The following is an 18,227-nucleotide window of genomic DNA, read 5'->3' on the forward strand; positions in this document are numbered from 1 at the left end:
GTCTGATCTGAATGGGTTTTTGAAATTTTCTTCAAAGGTTTTGGCCGAAAACTTTAAATAATGACTGAAAGGGTGGAGAAGATCCTTCCCAAAAGGATAGGGACTTTGGTTTTTAGGAAAGGGGAGAAGAAAAGGAGAGAAGAAGTTTTGTGAGACTCTTTAACTAAAAATCTAAAGAAGGATGAGGAAAAGAGGTTTGGGTTTTTAAAATTTATTTTTTGGCGACCCGTTTCCGTTCAATCTCATCCAAGACCCGCTTCCTGAGCCTAAGTGAGAGTGGGGTGACTTCAAGAAGTTCATCATCGGCAAGGAACTCGATGGCTTGTTCAAGGGTGAGAAGGCGTGGAGGAGTGAGTTGAATATTTTCATCGCTTCCTGATGCCCGCATGTTCGTTAGTTTTTTGGTTTTGAGGGGATTTACAACAAGATCGTTTTCCCTTGAATGTTCCCCAATAATCATCCCTGCGTAGCATTTTATACCTGGTCCTACAAAGAGAGTTCCTCTCGGTTGGAGGTTAAAGAGTGCATAAGAAACGGTTTCCCCTGGTTCCATGGCAATTAAAACACCACGGGTTCGGGTTGGGATTTCCCCTTTGTATGAGTCATACCGGTCAAAAATATGATGCAAAATCCCGGTCCCCTTGGTTTCGGTCAAGAATTCAGATTGAAGACCGAGGAGCCCTCGGGCCGGGATTCGGTATTCAAAACGTGTTCTCCCATCGGTACCGTTTTGATGTTTGAGAATTTCCCCTTTTCGTTTCCCGAGCTTTTCAATTACGGCTCCTTGGAAACATTCCTCCACATCCACGGTCAATAACTCATAGGGTTCTAGGGTTTCCCCCTTCACTTTTTTGAGGATTACCCTGGGCTTTGATACCGCCAGTTCAAAGCCTTCCCTTCGCATATTTTCAATTAAAATGGCCAGGTGCAATTCCCCTCGACCCGATACCCTGAACACATCTGCATTTTCTGTCTCTTCAATGCGTAGAGCCACATTGGTCCGAAGTTCCTGGAAAAGGCGTTCTCGAAGATGCCGGCTGGTGATATACTCCCCCTCGGTTCCGGCCAGAGGGGAATTATTAACCATAAATTCCATTGTCAAAGTAGGCTCCCCGACTTCAATGGGCGGAAGGGCAATAGAATTTTCCGTATCTGCAATGGTTTCTCCGATTTCAATTCCTTGCAAGCCTGCGATAGCCACCACTTCACCCGCCTGGGCAGATTCAAGATCAATACGTTCTAGTCCATTAAATCCAAACAATTTTGTCACCCGGCCTTTTTCAACGTTCCCATCTCGTTTTACGCGAGCGATGGGATTACCGACCTTCAAAATTCCATTTTCAATCTTTCCAATGGCAATCCGGCCCACATAGTTGTCGTAATCCAAGGTGGTGACTAACATTTGAAGGGGAAGGTGTTCACTCCCAGATGGGGGAGGTACATGTGACAAAATTTTCTCAAAAAGAGGATTCAAGTCTTTGGGGGTATCCCCCAGGTTTTTGATGGCATAACCCTCTTTTGCAGATGCATAAATAATAGGGAATTCAAGCTGTTGATCATTGGCGCCAAGCTGAATGAAGAGATCAAAGGTGTGGTTGACCACCTCATCGGGTTGAGCCCCCGGGCGGTCGATTTTGTTAATTACCACGATTGGTTGAAGTCCCAGCGCTAAGGATTTGCCGAGAACAAATTTGGTTTGTGGCATTGGACCATCCACCGCATCCACCAAAAGGAGGACCCCATCGACCATTGTAAGAATCCGCTCTACCTCTCCGCTGAAATCAGCATGGCCCGGAGTGTCAACAATATTAATCCGATGCCCTTGATATCGGATTGCGGTGTTTTTCGCCAAGATGGTAATTCCCCGTTCTTTTTCCAAAACATTGGAATCCATTACCCGTTCCTGAATGGTTTGGTTGGCCCGGAAGGTTCCACTTTGACGGAGTAGCCCGTCTACCAGTGTTGTCTTACCGTGGTCAACGTGGGCGATGATGGCGATATTTCTAATTTTTTTCTGAATAGGGTTCATTCTATTTTCCCATGCTTTTTGACAAAAAAAATCGGGGCCCCGAAGGGTCCCGGTGATAGTGGCATTGTATCAGTATAAAGGGTCCGACGTCAACCTAGGGAAGGGCGGAAATAAAAAAAGTTTACGGCACTCTTAGCGACCTGCGACCAAAAGTTTTTCCCCGTCTTTAAAGATGACCTGAATTTTTTCATCGGTAATCATGTTGGTTACAACTCCGAGGCCAAAGGTGGAATGGTCGATTAGGTCATTGACCCTGAAATGACCCGAAAGAGCATAAGGGACCTTTTTATCGTTTCCAACCGTATTCATGATCTTTTCCCAGGCTTCTTGGGGAGAAATTTTTCCAGAACGTTTTCGGGGAGGTTTAATGGGGGCATTGGGATCGCGATATCGGTGAATCCCCCCGCAATCCCTGCATTGAACCTTTGCGATCCGGTCTTTTACCAAAGCGGTAATCACATGGACGGTAGGTTTCTTACATTTGGTGCAGATTGAGTCCGCTTCACCTCCAACACTGATTTTTTCTGTGGACATTTATTCTCCTTTTTGTAATTCATTGAAAAATCTAGTACTTATTATACCATGTTTGTGTTTAAGGTCACCTTTGTCTTGAACCACAGATTACCGGTCTTTTAAGGATTCAATTGCTTCTAGGTAATCTGAGATAACCTGGGGTATTGGGTGTAAGTAACCAGGTGATTTTCCTTTCACCCGGTTTTGGAAACCAGCCGTTCCGCAAAATTTTAATTTATTAAATTTTCCTCTTTTTTGAAGAAGAAAAAAAAAGCCTCCCGAATATATTCGGGAGGCTTATCCATAAGCTATGAAAGCTTAACGACGTTTGTTGCCTGAAGCCCTTTGGGTCCCTGGGTAATTTCAAATTCCACGGGTTGACCTTCATCCAAGGATTTAAAGCCATCCCCTTGGATTGCTGAGAAGTGAACAAAAAGATCCTCTCCGCTCTCCTGTGAAATAAAACCAAAGCCTTTACTGGCATTGAACCATTTTACATTACCTTTCGGCATAACTACTTTTCTCCTTTCATACTTTGTTCTCTTTGTCTCAATGGGAAAGAAGGTGTTCTTTAAAAAAAAAAACCGCAGGGCTTTGATTAAAAGCCTCTACGGTTTATGCAAACCTTCAAAACAATTGAAACAAAGCTAAGAGAAGAATAGCAAATAAACAGGAGAAAATCAAGTAAAATTAAAGGAAAAAAGAATTTAGGGGCAATTTTGTTGAACCCCTTTTTCTCCAGAGAACCCCAAAGGGTTTACAAGCCGTAGGTAATTGTGAAAAAGGATCGTTTGTTTTGGCCTCCAGGCGGACCCTTGACATTAAAGGATTTTTAAAATAGTTTAGACCATTATAGGAATTCCATACCGGAAAAATCCTACGCGAGGGGGCATGATAAAAAGAATTTTAAATAAGGAAGTCCAGAAGGTTTTTAAAAAGTTTTCAATGTTTTTATTATGTTCTGTTCTTGTATTTCAGCTTTTTTCATGTGGTACCATACTTTATCCTGAACGCCAGGGCCAAAAGCAGGGGGCGCTGGATATCGTTGTTGTTTTATTAGATGCAGCAGGGCTTCTCTTTTTTGTCATACCAGGAGTCATTGCTTTTGCCTTGGATTTTCATACCGGGGCCATTTATCTTCCCCCAGACCATCCCAGAAGTAAAAATAAAAGACTGATCCAAACCGAACAAAAAGAGCTCTATGTGTTAAAAGTTGACCCTAAGCAGTTGAATGTGGAGGGCCTTTCTTCCATCTTGACTAAAGAAATGGGATTCCCTGTTCGTTTGGACGATTCTAATCTAATGGTTAAAAAACCGGATGGTCCGGTGGATATTGCCAGTGAGTTAAAAAGGTTGTCCCAGTTCACTGCAAAAGCGGGTTTTTCCCCATCCCTCCCATAGAGGGTGGAGGGAAATCTAAAACACACATTGGGTGATTTAAGTTTTTGCCCATTTTCAATTTGAATTCCCCCCTAAGAGAAACCATCTTCGATTTCTGAATTCAAAACTTCTTTTCAAAGGCCCAAAATTGTTTTAAAATGAACGGATCTATTTAAGAACGTGGAGCATGAAGTTCATCACAACCGAAAAGTTTTTCTGCCCGTTGGATAGTGAAAAGAAAAAAGATTTTTGATTGATAAGGTATGATACATCTTGTTCGTATCGGCAATGTTCCCATCCATATTTTGAAAGAACTTGCCCATTCCTTATCTAAAACCTTCAAACTTCCCGTAAAAATGCACAAGCCGATCCATGTTCCGGATAAAGGTTATGACTCAGAGCATCACCAATATTCTTCAACTGAAATTTTAAAGACCCTTGTAAAATGGGATGAGCAAATTCGGTATCCAAGTAAGGTTTTAGGGATAACCAGTGTGGACCTTTACGCTGAGGGATTGCATTTCGTGTTTGGGGAGGCTGATTTTGATAAAGGGGTGGCGATTATTTCATTGGCCCGTTTAGATCCAGAATTTTATGATCACACCTCGAATGATGCATTGTACCATAACCGGATATTAAAGGAGGCAATCCACGAGGTTGGGCATACCTATCGGCTTCTGCATTGTCCCGATGAGCTCTGCGTGATGCATTTTTCGAGTACCATTCGGGATACGGATCGAAAAGGGTGGAAATTTTGTATGAAATGCAAAGAGAAATTAGATCAAAAAGAGACCAGCGAAGTCACAGGAAGAATAATTTGATGAACGCTCGATTAGCCTATTGGATTTTGTTTAAATTGGCTTTGATCGGATTGATTGCCTTTTTACTGTACCGATATGGGATAATTTTTCAAGAATGATTACCCTTCGGGTGGAATGCTATGCGGGGTATAAGGGGGAGGAGACCCCTAGGGCTTTTTATATTGGGGAAACCCGTTTTGAGGTCAAGGAGGTCATGGACCGGTGGCTTGCTCCAGAGCACCGTTATTTCAAGGTCATTTGCACGGAAGGGAGCCTCTATATTCTACGACATGATGTCCAATCCGGTACGTGGGAATTAACATTTTTTGAACTAAAAAAGAGAAATAAAATCGTATTGGAATAAAGTTGATCTTATATATTGAGATTGGAGGAGATCTATGATTACACATATTCATACCGTTGCCGTCTTTGTGGAGGATCAAAATAAAACCATTGATTTTTGGATGAAAAAGGTCGGATTCGTGATCCAAAAAAATATTCTCATGGGAGACCATGTCCATCTACTGGAAATGGGCCCCAAAGGGGGGCAAACCTGTTTAGTCCTTTATCCAAGATCGATTATGCCCAAATGGAATGAGTGTAAAGCGTCCATTGTTTTTCAATGCTCAAACGTTGAGGAGGAGGTTCAAAGACTCAAAGCCAATGGGGTAGAAATCGTTGGGGAGGTGAAAAAAAGTTCAGGAGGTTCCTTCGCAAAGTTTAAAGATATCGATGGAAACGAGTTTTTATTGAAAAGTGATTAACGATAAAGCTCACCTGCTGCCGAAAGCCGGAGCGAGGGACGAGCGGAGGCTGTAAGGCGTCGGCTGCAGCGGTTTGTTAGGTCGAGGAGAGACCCCGCTCGACGATGAGAGACGCCAGTTGCACCCCTTCGACAAGCTCAATCTTCGTTCCCTTCTCCTCGAAAAAGCTCTCTGCAAGCTGCGCCGCCTCCTTTGAAATGGTTCCAGATGTCACCACCATACCAAGGTCTGCCAATTCGGCTTCGATACCCTGGATGAGTTGTTGCACCGCCTCTGGTCCGACGGGGGGCTCCGGTCTATAGTGCTTCGCCTGAACCGCAACAAGCAGCCTGAAGGCTCCGGCAACGAGGAAGGTGGCAAGCAGATCGGCTCCCTTGTCTTGAGACCTCGGTATGATCCGGACTTCCTCAGCACCAAGTCCCTTCAGAACTTTCTGGATGAAAGATTCAAAGCCAAAAGACTCGAGACGCCCTGAACGAATTTCGGCCAAGGTTTCACGCACTAACCGGTTGTGCAAATCCGACTCAAAAGTTGGCCGCTGTTTTTGACCAGCGACCTCAAGGCATTCCGTGATCTCCCCGAGCAGGTCTGTCGCGTATGCACAAGTGCCGTAAGCCTTCATGCGAGACTGCAAAGCGGCACGCGCTAGGGTACGGGGCATTGGGTGTTTGTCGTTAAGCCACTTCACATTGCGCCGGAACGCCGTGTCATCGTCGATCTTTGACGGGTCGTGGGTTGCAGCGGCAGCGATCTCGGCAACGCAGAACTCAGACCCGTGCGGCACGACCACAAGATCGCCCGGTTTCATCTCACGGATGAATCGCCACATGTGGCCAGCCGCATTGCCGGCACGGCGTAGATTGGGCTCGTCGGGGTAGTAGCACTTGCGCATCGCCTCGCGGAAGGTATGCCAGTCCAAGTTTGAGTCAAGCAGTTCCACGGCCTTTGACCACCCTATGATGATTTGATTTGAAGCAACTGCCTCATCCACGCGGTCCCCTCCGCTTGGGGCGATCCTTAACACGAAAGCTTGACACGTCTGGTCCATAGCATTTGCCTTTCTCGTGGTGTGACCTAACGTTTTGGGTGAGAGGCGCGTCTTCGCGTCCGTCTCAACCCAAGGGTTAGACCTCACACCCTCATTGGATCACTTGCTTTGCGGACCAACGCGCCCTCCTTGATCTCAAAGTCCTTGAACACGGACACTGTACCCTCGACAAGGACGTGAAGCAGCTTGATGGCTTCAAGGGCATCGCCTTGCGGTTTCTTACCTCGCGCGTGAGCGTACTTGTTGCGCAACTCGCCAAGGGCAGCAGCAGCCCTTGCGGCCTTGACATCCAGAAGTTCAGCCTTCTCCAAGAACCTGACGATTCCATTCACCTCGACTCGCTCCAGTTGATCCAGCGCAACGTCCGGCGGTGGCTGCGGGCCACCCTCCTTCTGAACCAGAACAGAGACCCGCAAAACGTCCTTGACCAGACGCTCACCAACGACGCCGCACATGGCAACGCAGGAATAGAAATGACCCATTAAGAACAGAGTGCGTGCTTCAAGAAGAAGCTCCATGTAGTCCTCAAAAGGCTCTTTCAGAATGATCGGGGGCAGTTCCCAGATGCGCTCGACGGCCTCTGGCAGACGTTCCTCAAAGCGCTGGCGGAGGAGCTGCCGAAAGCTTTCGCGTGTCTGATCGTCTCGCGGCTGATTGGGGAGCAGGTCGAGGAATACGTTCATAAGCTGTCGTTCGTCACTCATTTCACACCGCATCGGCGAGGTCTAACACGAAGGCTGAGCTGACGGGTGTTTTTTCCCGGTCGCTCTCAAGCCGATAATTAGGCAAGCTTCTCCGATAATTGAGCTTGTCTCTTTTTCCGTTCTTTCTCGCTGTCATCTCTCTTCTTAATCCGTCTCCCGCTTGCTAAATACTTTGTCTAGTAGCTCCTGTGTCTCTCGCTTTTTGCGCCAGTAATCCCTTACCGCTTGATCAATAAAGCAGTAAGCGCAGAAGGCGCATAGAAGCAGCATGAAGCCCGATACGGCAATACCAGCGGCAAAGGCAAAGCCGTCCGCCTGAAGCGACTTCCCCAATAAGTAAATCGCCACTATGAACCACGCAAGAAGCATCCACCAGGGAGATTTCTTCGGTACGTGCGGTGTCCGTTCGATGCCTAACTTCGATTCGATAGCTTGAACCCGCTCCCCTATCTCAATTGACCACTTGTCGAGAACATGGAATGCAATCGCCCCGATAATTCCGATAACAACTATGCCAGATGGGAATCCATGGGCCGTTAGCCAGTCGATAAGCGTGTCAGCGGTGTTCACGACGATGCCAACAAAGAGCCAAGCGTATAAAATAACCTGCTCCATATACTATATCCCCAGGGTCCCTTCGGTTCGCTCTTTTAAATCATCATGGTCTCGGTCTTGAGGCTCTTTAATCGCTTTGGGTGGCGGTGTCAGACATCTGTGAATCATCATATTCATAAGAAAGTCGAGATACAGAAATCAGATAAAATTTCGGCTCCACTCACGATAACGCTGCCGACATAATCGTCCCAGCTAAGAGGAATAGGAGGCCTACATAAAAACGCACCAGATCGAACGCAGGAGGAGAGCCATATTTTGGGAACTCTTTCACCGCGTACTTTAGGCTATCCCGCCATCCACCATCGCCATGCTTAGGAAAGTTGGGTTCAAAAGCGGACGCCAGAAGAACCGTTCCGACCAAGTTCAATAGCAACACGCTGAACCGAGGAAGTGAAAGCGGAACCAGCCACTTTGCTGCGAAACTCAATACCAAAGCCAAAATGACGAGCAAGGGCGTAAGCCAGTTCAAGTTCAAATGAGGACCTTTACCAAACGCCATATTGATTGAGGTCTAACGACGAGAACTAACCCGCCGGCCCCCGACGCCACGAGCGGAGCGAGTGAGCCCTGCTGGTGTCCGGTCGGGTTGAGTGACGGGTTAGGCTGCACGTCACTTGATCGCGCATGCGTCCTTAAGCGCACCGAAGAACACGGCGTTTGCTGACTCATGCCATCGAGCTGGGCGGTCCTGTAGGTACTTCGTCAGGACCGCAGCAACTTGGGTGTCCGACATGCCCTCAACGCATTTCTCGAATGGGGCAATACGTGCCTTTGGAGCGCCGTACAGGGGAGAAAGGAAAAGGCCGTCAACTAGCCCTATGGCATATCCCCGTTGTTGTGTTTCGGAAAGTTTCAAATACTGCTCGCCCTTAAGAAACCCGTCATGGATGTAGACCCCTTCTTCAGCATAGGCTGCGCCAGACGCCGAAATGAGTAAGAGCAATAGCAGCATCTGTAGCATGATTCCCCCCTCGGATGAACGAAGCAATCGACGCTCAGCAAGCGAACGTTTGGATCTTCAACATAGACTCCCAATTAATTGGAACAAAAAGCCCACGGCGATAAAACCGTAGCCCGCATACGACCACCAACGAGAGGTCAGATAGTCTTGGTCCACTGGTGTAGTCGCTCCCACGGTTCTTGTTGCATAGATCAAGAGAATCACGGCACCGATAAAGTCCAGAATAAGCCCGATGGTGTTCAACATTTTCGTGTCCATGTGTGGTGCGGCCTAACGATAAGCTAAGCGGGAGCCGGCTTTTTCGGCGATCCGCTTGAGCGCCTTGTTCGGCGCTCTATTTACATGTGCCAATGGCAGCATCGGAGTAAACCCCCGCAAGGGACCCAGCCGCTGCGCGTGAGAAATGCCCTTTCTTCATGTCAATCACGAACGTGTCTACACTGCCAGTCCCAGATGCAATAAGTTGAATTGTGAGTGTCGATTCAGACTCAAAGACCTTTTCCATTGGGGAAGTCGTCCCACTTTCATATTTTACTTTGGGCTGATCCGATAAAAGACCCATCAAAGTGATATTATTCCCAATCTCATTACGATTTGATCCGGCTACGATTTCGCACATAAGATTGTCTGCCATTAGGAATTGGGTGTTGACGGGCAGGCTACTTGAATCAAGCTTCTTGCTACAGGCAACCGATGAAATAGTAAATGTGAAAATCAATAGTGCGACGAACCACTTTATGAACATAGTTGATAGCCCCCTTTCCTTTTTTTACTTCCACCGAACGCGAAAGCTAACCGGCTCGCGTTTTTCGCGCGTCCGCGTTCAGCGAATTGTTAGGCGAGCCGACTGAGTCTATTTGTTTTGCGCTTTCTTTGCGGTTGAACCGTTGTAGGGCCCGTTGTCGTTGTAAAGCACATCAGCTATGACGCCATCTTCAAAGATATAGGTAAAGGTTCGCACGCCAAGCCCCTCTCCGAGCTGGTAACCAAAGGCCTTCTTTCCTCCAAAATCAATTGTTCTGTCCGGAGGACCTGATTTAGAGATCATCTCAGTTTCTGTTACAGAACCCAAAGGAAAGGATTCGAGGTAGCCAGGCGGTGAGGTTGCGATTGAGGGCTTTAGTCCACCTGCACCTGCACCCGCACAGGCTGACAATATGATGAGAGCGACCATTACCGTAAACCTGCTCATTACCCGTCTCCATGACGGAGTGTCCGCCAAACGCACTGTGAGCTGATGTCACTCGATTAGGCTGCTCACTCGAGAGTGCCCCACTGTATCAGGAGGCGCTCGGCCTCCCGATCAACGAACTCTTTCGACACGCCGGAATCGAGCGCATACCGCTCTATGAGTTGACCAACCTCCTTTAAGAGAGATAGTGCCTCGGCACTGATTCTCTCAAGCTTCGCGATAAGAATTGCACACTGTTTGTCGGAATTTAAAACGCCCCGATTTTCCCGGCGAGACCGATGCACAAGCCAGTTTCTGTCATCGAGTGCAGCGTTGAGCCGCTTCGCGAGCTCAGAAGCAAGAATGCCTGATTTAGAGAGTTCGTTCAGCAGGGAGCCAAAGGTCCCCCTCCCAGCTGCTTCAAGAAGGGCGGCGCCCTTCTCCTGGCCGATACCCCGCTTCGCATGGAGACATAGGGTCAAGTAATGTGCTGTGGCCCACTCCAGCTCCTGAAGCTGCCAAATCGCAAAGCCGATCTTCTGCATTATGGCCGTGAATCTATCTGCTTTCACAAGACTATCGTTGGTAAGCATAGAAATGATGCCTAACGACGCCCATCAGCCGCGCTGCTTTTCGGCGTCGGCTGGATGGGCTGGTTATGCGTGTCATTCACAGCTGCTCCAGCTGGTTCTCACTCTGCATGTTCGTGACGCTGCTCTTCCTCGATGTCTTCTGCCTCCCTAATCTCACGATGTGATATGTAGGCAGACCAAATAACCCACGTGTTCATAAAGAATGCGACGCCACGAAATATCAAGAGTCCTATCCCGAGGAGCATCAGTGGAAACGCCAGTAAGGCAAAATCAGCTTCTCGCCAAGCGTGGTATACGGCAATCCAGAATCCGATCCACACAGAAAAGTGAGCAGTATTGAGACACAGCTGATGCCACCAGAAGTGCTTCAGAGGAATGACGTCCAAAGAGGACTTCTCATTCATTTTCTTCTCCGATCTGAGACGCATAACGAATCAAGCTCAGGGGCGCGCCGCTTTTTGCGAGTCCCCTGGAGCGCCGTGTTAGGCCAGGAATCGTTTTCCAGATCACGGGAACTGAATCAGGCTGTGTGAGATGAACTCGCACGGCATCTCATATTCTGTGACATTTTTCCAACTCCAAACAGTCTGGGCAGGTTGTTCTTCTGCACCTTCAGTGGGCACACGTGTTTCCGAGAGGGTCCATAGCGCACTGTCTCCGGTAAGTTCATAGACTTTCAACACCTTGCTAAGAAGGCCAGGTGTTTCTTGCCGGTATAACCATTGACCCTCTCTGGCCTTTTTGAACTCAAGCCTGAAGTGATCAACCCAAAGGCCGCAAGTTCGTCGTTCGAGATCCAACATCCGCTTAACGAAGACACTCGGGTCCTTGTCCGAGCATGCCGCAAGCCATTGCTGGTAATAGTTTTTTCTTTTAGGTCCCATCTCTGGGTCACGCATTTTCGTCTCAATGGCAACCCTCTCTTTAGAAGAGGGGGAACAGAAACCTTGCTTAACCTTTTCTAGCCCCTTCCTCATTTCCTGCTCAAATTTCTTGGGGTTCTTCTTCACTTCCTGCGCTAACGTTGGATCTGCCTTAAGTGCCTCCTCTACCGACAGGGGAATTGCCGTCTTGTCTGGCCGTTCCTCCGGAAGATCGAAGCGTACGTGGATAAATTTACAGGTCACTTGATTTACAACAGTGCTAAGGTCAATCGGGGTGCAGCTTGCGGTCAGGCTTTCTCGCCCATCTTTGCTATAAACTTTAAAAAAGGTTGGGTAGTGATCGGCCTTGGTGCCCGACTCGCTTTGCTGACCGAACACAATAGGAGCAGTGAATGACGTACCTGCTAGTGCCACCGCCACGGTAAGAACGAGTAGCAATCTAGTAAATCTGTTTTCCATTTTCCCCTTTCACCCGCAAGGCATGCGGCCTAACGCCTACGCTAACCGGCGCGCGCTCTTTGCGCGTCCGTGTTCAGCGCCTTGTTGGGCGACGATATCGGCGTTTTTTGCTCCCGCTCAATGCCTCAAGCAGGCTTATGCCTGCGTAGAATGCCACCCCTGCACCAGCGAGAGTCTTAAATGCCTCCCACACCTCGTTTTGGACCGATAGGACGCCCGTCTTTGTGTTGATCGAGATACCCATTGGCTTAAGAACGTCCATGCCAATAATTGGTTCCTGGTCATTGTCAGTCATGGCGAATGGGACTCGACCGCCGATATTACCAAGAGATGGAACCCAAATTCGACAAACGATTAGCTGTAGAGTCCGCGACTGATTATGGACGCCGACCACGGTGATCTGCCGTTTGGTTTTCCATGCTCCAATGCGTCTGGCAAGGTTCACCGGAAGGAGGGAAATCTCCGCACCCGTATCGACAAGGCTGCGAACGATTAATCTTGCCCTGGCACCTCCGATCTTCACATCGACGTAGATCGAACTCATCACACACCCCGTACCGCCCAACCCCGAGCTAACCGGCGCGCGTCCTTTGCACGTCCGTGTTGAGCAAATTGTTAGCTCATGGGTTCGGCACTTTATCTATTCTGACGAACCGCACGTCTTCGTTGACACCGATGGCCATGGGTATGAGGCTCACGACTAACCCAACAAAACCGCCTTGTTTGCTCAGCTTTCCATGCCCCTTCCTATCGAGACCGAGTTCATCTCGCTCGTAGGTGGGACCGACAATGAGATCTCCTGACCTGAAACCAGCAATCCTGAAGCTTTGTTTCAAACGAATGCGTCCGGAATGAATCTCAAAGTCCTTCCCTTCAACAAACGTATCCTCTTTTTCGACACCATTGTTACTGCTTGCCCTGACTCCGAGAGTGTTGGGGTTCAGTAACCTGACCTCGATGGTTGTAATAGCGGCGTGATCTATTCCTACGGTTTTCGGCCAAATCACCTGTGACAGATAAATAGGATATGCTCCCTGTTCACGTTCACCAAGATTTTGGTAGACACCTTCTAGTTCTCTGATGGTTTCAATCTTGCCAAAGTCGACATTATTAGTCGGTCCGGTAGTAATACACCCACCGAGTAACAAGACGAGGCTGAAGAGCAAAATTAATCTTCTCATCGGATTCTCCATGAGCTAACGCATGCGTAACCCGCGGCGGGCGAGCGCGAACTCGCGCACTGGCCCTGCCCTCCCGCCCGCCGTCGGGTTCACGCAGTAGTTGGGCAGCGGACGGAGAGGCATGCCCAAACTCAACTACGCTTAGTATCCGTCGCCGTGTTCCCAGCGCCCGGTGTGAGCCATCGTGCGAGGAGCAACGCGGGACGGACAACGAGTAACCTTGCTGTGTGCCGAGCCACTGGGCTTCGAGAAACGATGGAGGCAAGCCAAGGTGAAACGCGATCATAACCTCGGGTGAAGAGCAGTCCAGTTTGCGAGCGCTCCAGCTCTCTGCGGAAGCGTCGCAGGAGCGTAAGCTCAGAAGCGAGTGGATTCTCCAGAACTGCCGTGGCGATGAAGCAGATGGGATGGTAGAGCTCGCCCAGGGTGGAATCGTATGGGTTGCTGCACCTGAACCCCTTGCATTCCCACCGGGCCGCGGCAAGGCGGCACCGGCTACATGAGATCCCGGGGGATGAGGAGCCGGTGATCGAGATGCCAGTGAACTGCGTGTTGCCGCAGTTGCGGCAGGGCCGGATGGGAGATAGGCCCGAGCACTTGACGCATTTCTTGACCCATCGGCAGACCTTTCTGGCATCCTTGAAAGTCCTGGATTCCGACACGTCAAAACCGAGGTAGTGCCAGCCGTTGTCGTCCTCCCACGCAAGCCGCTGGACGGAGAAACGGCTCGTGATGTCCGCGTCGCCGAGGTGGGAGTCTTCCATGTCGACATCCTCAGGCTGCCCAACGCCGGTATCAGCCGCGGCCGTAGGCCGTCGGCTGGATGCCGAAGTTATGCGGTGCCCTGGGCTTCCAAGAACGCAATGTCGCCCATCTCCTTGTTTCGACGCCCCAGATCTGCGTTGGCCGCAACCCGCTTAATGAACGCTAGATGTCTCCGCGACACGACAGGAATCACGACGTGGCCCTGAGGGGCGTGTTCGCGTTCCCCGTAGGCGGCCTCGAACGCGAGGCCCTCCACTGATGTGAGGACGGACATCCGGTATCCGTCGCCCTGAAACCTCACCTGTTTCTTCGCCTCGGCAAACATCTCGGCCGAGAAGCCGGGGACGTGGCCGAGCGCCCGCTCAAGCGCACGGACGAACCGCCGGGCGTTGTCGAGTGTGGAGCTTGCCAGAAGGTCCACATCGATCGTCTGTCGGGTGGCACCGTACCACCGCATCGCGTACCCGCCGATGAGGAGATATGCAACGTCGCCGCGGTTGAGCGCTTTGAGGATTTCAAGCTCCGCGTCCGGTATACCCAACCCCCTCATTGGTCTCTCTTTAGTCGAAGCGCCAATCCGTATAACGCCGCGCTTCGCAGCAAATTTGGAGCACAGCGGAAAATTTGTCCGACAACCGCGCCTTGTTATGCATTCCGAATTCATATACTAGGTGCGATACTTTCTGCCGCATAGGTCTCGGCACCCTTTCTAGCATCCTATTTATTGGCCTTCTCCCACCATTCTCTCGCCAATTCGTGCGCCTCAGCTATCTGCTGCGAAGTCATCCTAGCTGCCAGCGCCTCTCGGCGTTTAAAGGCTGACATGCGTGATAGCGAGTCCTTCCCGTTGGAACCGAATGTTGCCACCGCCACGTTGTACCACATGTGCGCCTTCACGTAATCCTGCGGCACTCCGTGCCCATTCTCGTACAGCCGCCCCAGGTTGAATTGAGCCATAGCATTTTTCTGCTCTGCAGCCTTATGGAACCATTTCGCCGCTTTGACATAGTTTTGCGGTGGTCCGTCGCTACCGTCGCGATAGGCGATTCCAAGTGAAAGTTGTGCCTCTGCATCTCCCTGTTCGGCCCTGCATCGCGTTCTCTCCAACCATTTCGCTTCAAACTCCACCCGTGAGTGCTTATACAGAGCACGAGTCTGAGGATCCCCCTGAACATAGAGTTCAATGACATCCTCCCCGCAGTCTTGAGACGCACCTTGCGCCTGGGATAGAACAACCCAACTGGTTAGTAGGAAAACTGCGATGGTGGGAACGGCAAGTTTTCTCAACTCCTTCTCCTCATGCATAACGACCCGGCTCACGCGCCGGCGTAGCCGGTCGCGTGGAACCGGTTGTTATGTGTCTATTCATGGCTGTGCTTCATGGCTTTTACAAAATATCCTTTCCATCTACTTGGCCTGCTTTTTTCTGGTAACTCAAAAAGTGCGTAGCCCTTTTTCACGTGGCCCTTTGAAAAATATTTCAAGGGTTTGGCTTTTCCACTGCTTATTAAACTAGCCACTTCTTTCTCAGGCAACTTAAAAGCCAAGCCTACAGGAGACCATGACGCACAAATGACTTTATTCACGTAAAGAGCGGCCCCTGTAAAGAGATGTTTTACCTCAATCCGATAATCGACTTCTTTCTCAATATCCAGCCGCAAGACTAGCTCGGACAACTTTTCCAGATATTCCTTCGCCATTTATCTATGACACATAACGCTTAAGTTAAGCGGCGGCGGCTTTTTGCCGTCCGCTTGAACGATTTGTTAGCCATTTAAAAAGTCATATTTAGTGTCAATATCGTGGTCATTTACTATTTGGTCAATTATTTCGTCAATTCTTTCTTTTGTTTTCTTTAGTGATTTATCAATCTCGGTGATTCCTGCATTTTGATTAAAGACATTGTCATGTTGCACAAAATTATCAATTGTGAGCTTTAATGTGTCTATTGATGTTTGTGAGTTATGATAAAGTTTTGTAATTTCCTTTTGTTTATTGTTTGGAAAATTAGGAAACGGAATAATGCTCCAGTATTTCATTGCTAAACTACCACCGTTACCACCGACTGCATACTTGTCAACCAATCCTATGTTACGCAAATAGTCAAGGAAGCATTTTACAAAAATTGACAGTTGAATATTGCCTTGTCTATGATGCAATATAATTCCGTGAATGTTGGTGATTGTATTGTAGCATTCATCAAAAATAACAATTGAACGACCCTTTTCAAATCCTTCAGCACCAAAAATCAAATCACCTTTTTTTAAAGTTATTAGTTTTCGTCTGTTGCCTAAATATTCTGTTTCGTTTACAGTTCCGAACCGCGATAAATGTTTTGGCAACATTAATGTATAAAAGCCATCGTGATATTTATTACTGTAAATGCTATCGCCAATGTTTGAGATTTGTAAATTCTGCCCTCTTGATGTCTCAAAATCTAACTCTTCTATGGACGAATAACCATTGGAGTAGTTTCGGATTTTATGTTCTTCGCTTTTAAAATATGGTGTAAAAACATTGGTATCAATTCGCCCTGCTTTTTTTAATTCTTCTAAGCTTGGGAATTCATACTGAAACTTCTTTGGCTTCTGATTATTTTCAAGTTCTGACTTTATTAACTGATGAATCTTAAAATGTTTGCTTCGGAGTTCCTTTTCCTTGTTGATCGCTGCTTGTGTCAATCCTTCAAGATACTTTATTACATGTTCTTGGTTTTTACTCGGTAAAGGGATTTTGCAATCTAAAAATATTGTCTTTGCGTGCCTGATAGTTGCACTTTTAGGAACCATGAAATCTAATTGCTCACGAAAACAATCGTGCTTTATAAAAGCGAGTAAATAGTATTTCCTTCTTTTTATAGGAAGTTTAAATAATGCGCCTGAAAGCATCAAGTCAGGATAATCTTTATCAAGTATTATTATTTCACCAATGTTGCTGTCTTTTGAAATGATCAAATCCCCCTCTTTTAAGTTTTGATTTGAAAAAACTTTTGGATTAACAGGGATTATGCTTTCAGCGTTTATGTCAGGAATAAAAGAATGTTGCTGCAATCCTTTTGTTCTGAAAAAATATTTTGGTGAAGCATCAATATAATTTATAGAGCCAACCTCTGAACCCAAATCGGAATAAGATAATTTGCGGCTTAAAAAATCACGAACATAAATACAATTTGGGTTTTTTATTACTACCCTCTTATATTGAGCTGATGAAAGCGAAAATAAATTACTTGAAATTTCTGCTGACGATATTTCTCTTGGAACTGCTGTATATCTCATAGTTACTTCGCCTTAATAAATAGGTCTTGCAATGTTTTTTCCTGTGATTTGCACCATTCTCTAAATTCGCAAATTGTAGATGAAAATTCTTCATTCAGAATTGGCTTGCCTTCTCGGTCAATCTCTACATCAAAGTTTGTGTAATTAATTTTGTAAAGAGGTTCAAATTTCTTTACTCGTTTAGTAGTCCGTATTTCGTAACCTATTTTTTGAATGTCTTTAAAAAAGATTTTATAGCCGTTTATTTTTAGCTTCTGCAATTCTTTTGGTATTGGTTTATACCCAACAAGCAGGGTTATATTAACTCCTGTTTCAGCAAACACATTTGCTGGCAAATCAAAAATTGCCACTATACGCATATTTTCCATAATCCATTCTCTTGCTTTTTGCCAACGGTCTATTGAGGCAATTGAATTTGAAAGGACAATCCCCAATCTCCCATTGTCTGCTAAAATGCGATAAGCATTTTCAAGAAATATCAAACCCTTATCCATCCAGTCGCCTGTACGTGCAATATTCCAGAGTTCATAACACTCTGCTAATTCTTTTTCAGACGGAGTTTTAGGACGCCAAGCTCTATCTTCACCAAAAGGCGGATTAGTTAAAACAACATCAAATTTTTTTAGTTTTAGATTGTCTTTGCGATTGTCCCAGTTACCATTTTTGTTGTGTTGCGGAACAAGTTCAAGTAAATCACCTTTATGGTCAAACTTGTGAAGAATAGAGCCGTGACCTGGCTCGGATTTTAATTTTGCATTGCCATCACCGTTCAATAACATATTCAGTGTTGCCAACATTATCATTTGAGGGTCAATTTCCATCCCGAAAATATTATTGTCGTCAAGTTTGCTATCTGAATTTACATACGAAACAGAAAGAAAGTCGGCAATGCCAACAGTCGGGTCAATAACAGTTTCACCATTTCTTGGATTTACGATGCTAACCCAGTAGTGTCCCAACGTTGAATGGGTTGCCTGTTCTAACTTATAGAGAAATATTGGTTTTTCTTTTAAAGTGCAATTTTTCGATTTGAAATATTTCTGTCCGATAGGCCACACTTCCGTATACCTGCAGAAGGAGATGGC

General features: G+C 47.3%; 25 protein-coding genes. 5 read left to right on the forward strand and 20 right to left on the reverse strand.

Annotated features, from left to right (window positions below):
- Positions 1–211 precede the first annotated feature (211 nt).
- The 3 genes from typA to VGB26_06650 all read right to left on the reverse strand — a co-directional run bounded on the left by typA (position 212) and on the right by VGB26_06650 (position 3,054).
- Positions 212–2,029 carry a translational GTPase TypA gene (typA, locus tag VGB26_06640; protein ID HEX9757464.1) on the reverse strand — a complete coding sequence of 606 codons (1,818 nt, stop codon included), beginning with the start codon at positions 2,027–2,029 and terminating at the stop codon, positions 212–214.
- Between the two features lie 132 nt (positions 2,030–2,161).
- Positions 2,162–2,563, reverse strand: a complete 402-nt coding sequence (locus VGB26_06645; GenBank protein HEX9757465.1) for a hypothetical protein — start codon at positions 2,561–2,563, stop codon at positions 2,162–2,164.
- A 287-nt stretch (positions 2,564–2,850) separates the two neighbouring features.
- A complete protein-coding gene (locus tag VGB26_06650) occupies positions 2,851–3,054 on the reverse strand; it encodes a cold-shock protein (protein HEX9757466.1) in 204 nt (67 codons plus the stop codon).
- Between the two features lie 379 nt (positions 3,055–3,433).
- On the opposite strand from VGB26_06650, the gene VGB26_06655 reads away from it, so the two are divergent.
- From VGB26_06655 to VGB26_06670, 4 genes are all read left to right on the forward strand, one after another.
- Positions 3,434–3,943, forward strand: coding sequence for a hypothetical protein (locus tag VGB26_06655; GenBank protein ID HEX9757467.1), 510 nt, complete (start codon positions 3,434–3,436; stop codon positions 3,941–3,943).
- A 242-nt stretch (positions 3,944–4,185) separates the two neighbouring features.
- Positions 4,186–4,743 (forward strand): archaemetzincin family Zn-dependent metalloprotease, encoded by a 558-nt coding sequence (locus tag VGB26_06660; GenBank protein HEX9757468.1) that lies wholly within the window; start codon positions 4,186–4,188, stop codon positions 4,741–4,743.
- 94 nt (positions 4,744–4,837) lie between these two features.
- Positions 4,838–5,086, forward strand: coding sequence for a hypothetical protein (locus tag VGB26_06665; GenBank protein HEX9757469.1), 249 nt, complete (start codon positions 4,838–4,840; stop codon positions 5,084–5,086).
- A 34-nt stretch (positions 5,087–5,120) separates the two neighbouring features.
- Positions 5,121–5,486 (forward strand): VOC family protein, encoded by a 366-nt coding sequence (locus VGB26_06670; protein HEX9757470.1) that lies wholly within the window; start codon positions 5,121–5,123, stop codon positions 5,484–5,486.
- A 76-nt stretch (positions 5,487–5,562) separates the two neighbouring features.
- Here VGB26_06670 and VGB26_06675 read toward each other — a convergent pair whose 3' ends face one another.
- From VGB26_06675 to VGB26_06730, 12 genes are all read right to left on the reverse strand, one after another.
- On the reverse strand, positions 5,563–6,477 hold the full coding sequence (locus tag VGB26_06675) for a restriction endonuclease (protein ID HEX9757471.1): 915 nt from the start codon (positions 6,475–6,477) through the stop codon (positions 5,563–5,565).
- Between the two features lie 140 nt (positions 6,478–6,617).
- Entirely contained in the window at positions 6,618–7,238 is a 621-nt protein-coding gene (locus tag VGB26_06680) for a hypothetical protein (GenBank protein ID HEX9757472.1), read from the reverse strand.
- Between the two features lies 1 nt (position 7,239).
- Positions 7,240–7,374 carry a hypothetical protein gene (locus VGB26_06685; GenBank protein HEX9757473.1) on the reverse strand — a complete coding sequence of 45 codons (135 nt, stop codon included), beginning with the start codon at positions 7,372–7,374 and terminating at the stop codon, positions 7,240–7,242.
- 8 nt (positions 7,375–7,382) lie between these two features.
- Complete coding sequence (locus VGB26_06690) at positions 7,383–7,853, reverse strand: hypothetical protein (GenBank protein HEX9757474.1); 471 nt, start codon at positions 7,851–7,853, stop codon at positions 7,383–7,385.
- A 160-nt stretch (positions 7,854–8,013) separates the two neighbouring features.
- A complete protein-coding gene (locus tag VGB26_06695; protein ID HEX9757475.1) occupies positions 8,014–8,220 on the reverse strand; it encodes a hypothetical protein in 207 nt (68 codons plus the stop codon).
- A 243-nt stretch (positions 8,221–8,463) separates the two neighbouring features.
- Entirely contained in the window at positions 8,464–8,814 is a 351-nt protein-coding gene (locus VGB26_06700) for a hypothetical protein (GenBank protein ID HEX9757476.1), read from the reverse strand.
- A gap of 334 nt (positions 8,815–9,148) precedes the next feature.
- Positions 9,149–9,559, reverse strand: a complete 411-nt coding sequence (locus tag VGB26_06705; protein ID HEX9757477.1) for a hypothetical protein — start codon at positions 9,557–9,559, stop codon at positions 9,149–9,151.
- 108 nt (positions 9,560–9,667) lie between these two features.
- Positions 9,668–10,006, reverse strand: coding sequence for a hypothetical protein (locus VGB26_06710; protein HEX9757478.1), 339 nt, complete (start codon positions 10,004–10,006; stop codon positions 9,668–9,670).
- A 65-nt stretch (positions 10,007–10,071) separates the two neighbouring features.
- On the reverse strand, positions 10,072–10,578 hold the full coding sequence (locus tag VGB26_06715; protein ID HEX9757479.1) for a hypothetical protein: 507 nt from the start codon (positions 10,576–10,578) through the stop codon (positions 10,072–10,074).
- Positions 10,579–11,084: 506 nt separating this feature from the next.
- On the reverse strand, positions 11,085–11,921 hold the full coding sequence (locus tag VGB26_06720) for a hypothetical protein (GenBank protein HEX9757480.1): 837 nt from the start codon (positions 11,919–11,921) through the stop codon (positions 11,085–11,087).
- 73 nt (positions 11,922–11,994) lie between these two features.
- Positions 11,995–12,465 carry a retroviral-like aspartic protease family protein gene (locus tag VGB26_06725; GenBank protein HEX9757481.1) on the reverse strand — a complete coding sequence of 157 codons (471 nt, stop codon included), beginning with the start codon at positions 12,463–12,465 and terminating at the stop codon, positions 11,995–11,997.
- Positions 12,466–12,541: 76 nt separating this feature from the next.
- Positions 12,542–13,102: a hypothetical protein gene (locus tag VGB26_06730; GenBank protein ID HEX9757482.1), complete on the reverse strand. Its 561-nt coding sequence runs from the start codon at positions 13,100–13,102 to the stop codon at positions 12,542–12,544.
- Between the two features lie 534 nt (positions 13,103–13,636).
- On the opposite strand from VGB26_06730, the gene VGB26_06735 reads away from it, so the two are divergent.
- Positions 13,637–13,780: a hypothetical protein gene (locus tag VGB26_06735; GenBank protein ID HEX9757483.1), complete on the forward strand. Its 144-nt coding sequence runs from the start codon at positions 13,637–13,639 to the stop codon at positions 13,778–13,780.
- Between the two features lie 154 nt (positions 13,781–13,934).
- Here VGB26_06735 and VGB26_06740 read toward each other — a convergent pair whose 3' ends face one another.
- The 5 genes from VGB26_06740 to VGB26_06760 all read right to left on the reverse strand — a co-directional run.
- The gene (locus tag VGB26_06740) at positions 13,935–14,417 is read right to left on the reverse strand and encodes a nucleotidyl transferase AbiEii/AbiGii toxin family protein (protein ID HEX9757484.1); all 483 of its coding nucleotides are present in this window, start codon (positions 14,415–14,417) and stop codon (positions 13,935–13,937) included.
- Positions 14,418–14,584: 167 nt separating this feature from the next.
- Positions 14,585–15,154, reverse strand: a complete 570-nt coding sequence (locus tag VGB26_06745) for a tetratricopeptide repeat protein (protein HEX9757485.1) — start codon at positions 15,152–15,154, stop codon at positions 14,585–14,587.
- Positions 15,155–15,228: 74 nt separating this feature from the next.
- On the reverse strand, positions 15,229–15,567 hold the full coding sequence (locus VGB26_06750) for a hypothetical protein (GenBank protein HEX9757486.1): 339 nt from the start codon (positions 15,565–15,567) through the stop codon (positions 15,229–15,231).
- 66 nt (positions 15,568–15,633) lie between these two features.
- Positions 15,634–17,142, reverse strand: a complete 1,509-nt coding sequence (locus VGB26_06755) for a restriction endonuclease subunit S (GenBank protein ID HEX9757487.1) — start codon at positions 17,140–17,142, stop codon at positions 15,634–15,636.
- A gap of 2 nt (positions 17,143–17,144) precedes the next feature.
- Positions 17,145–18,227, reverse strand: a 1,083-nt coding sequence (locus VGB26_06760; GenBank protein ID HEX9757488.1) for an N-6 DNA methylase, incomplete at its 5' end; no start/stop codon positions are given.

Source organism: Nitrospiria bacterium (genome assembly GCA_036397255.1).
Lineage (GTDB): Bacteria > Nitrospirota > Nitrospiria > DASWJH01 > DASWJH01 > DASWJH01.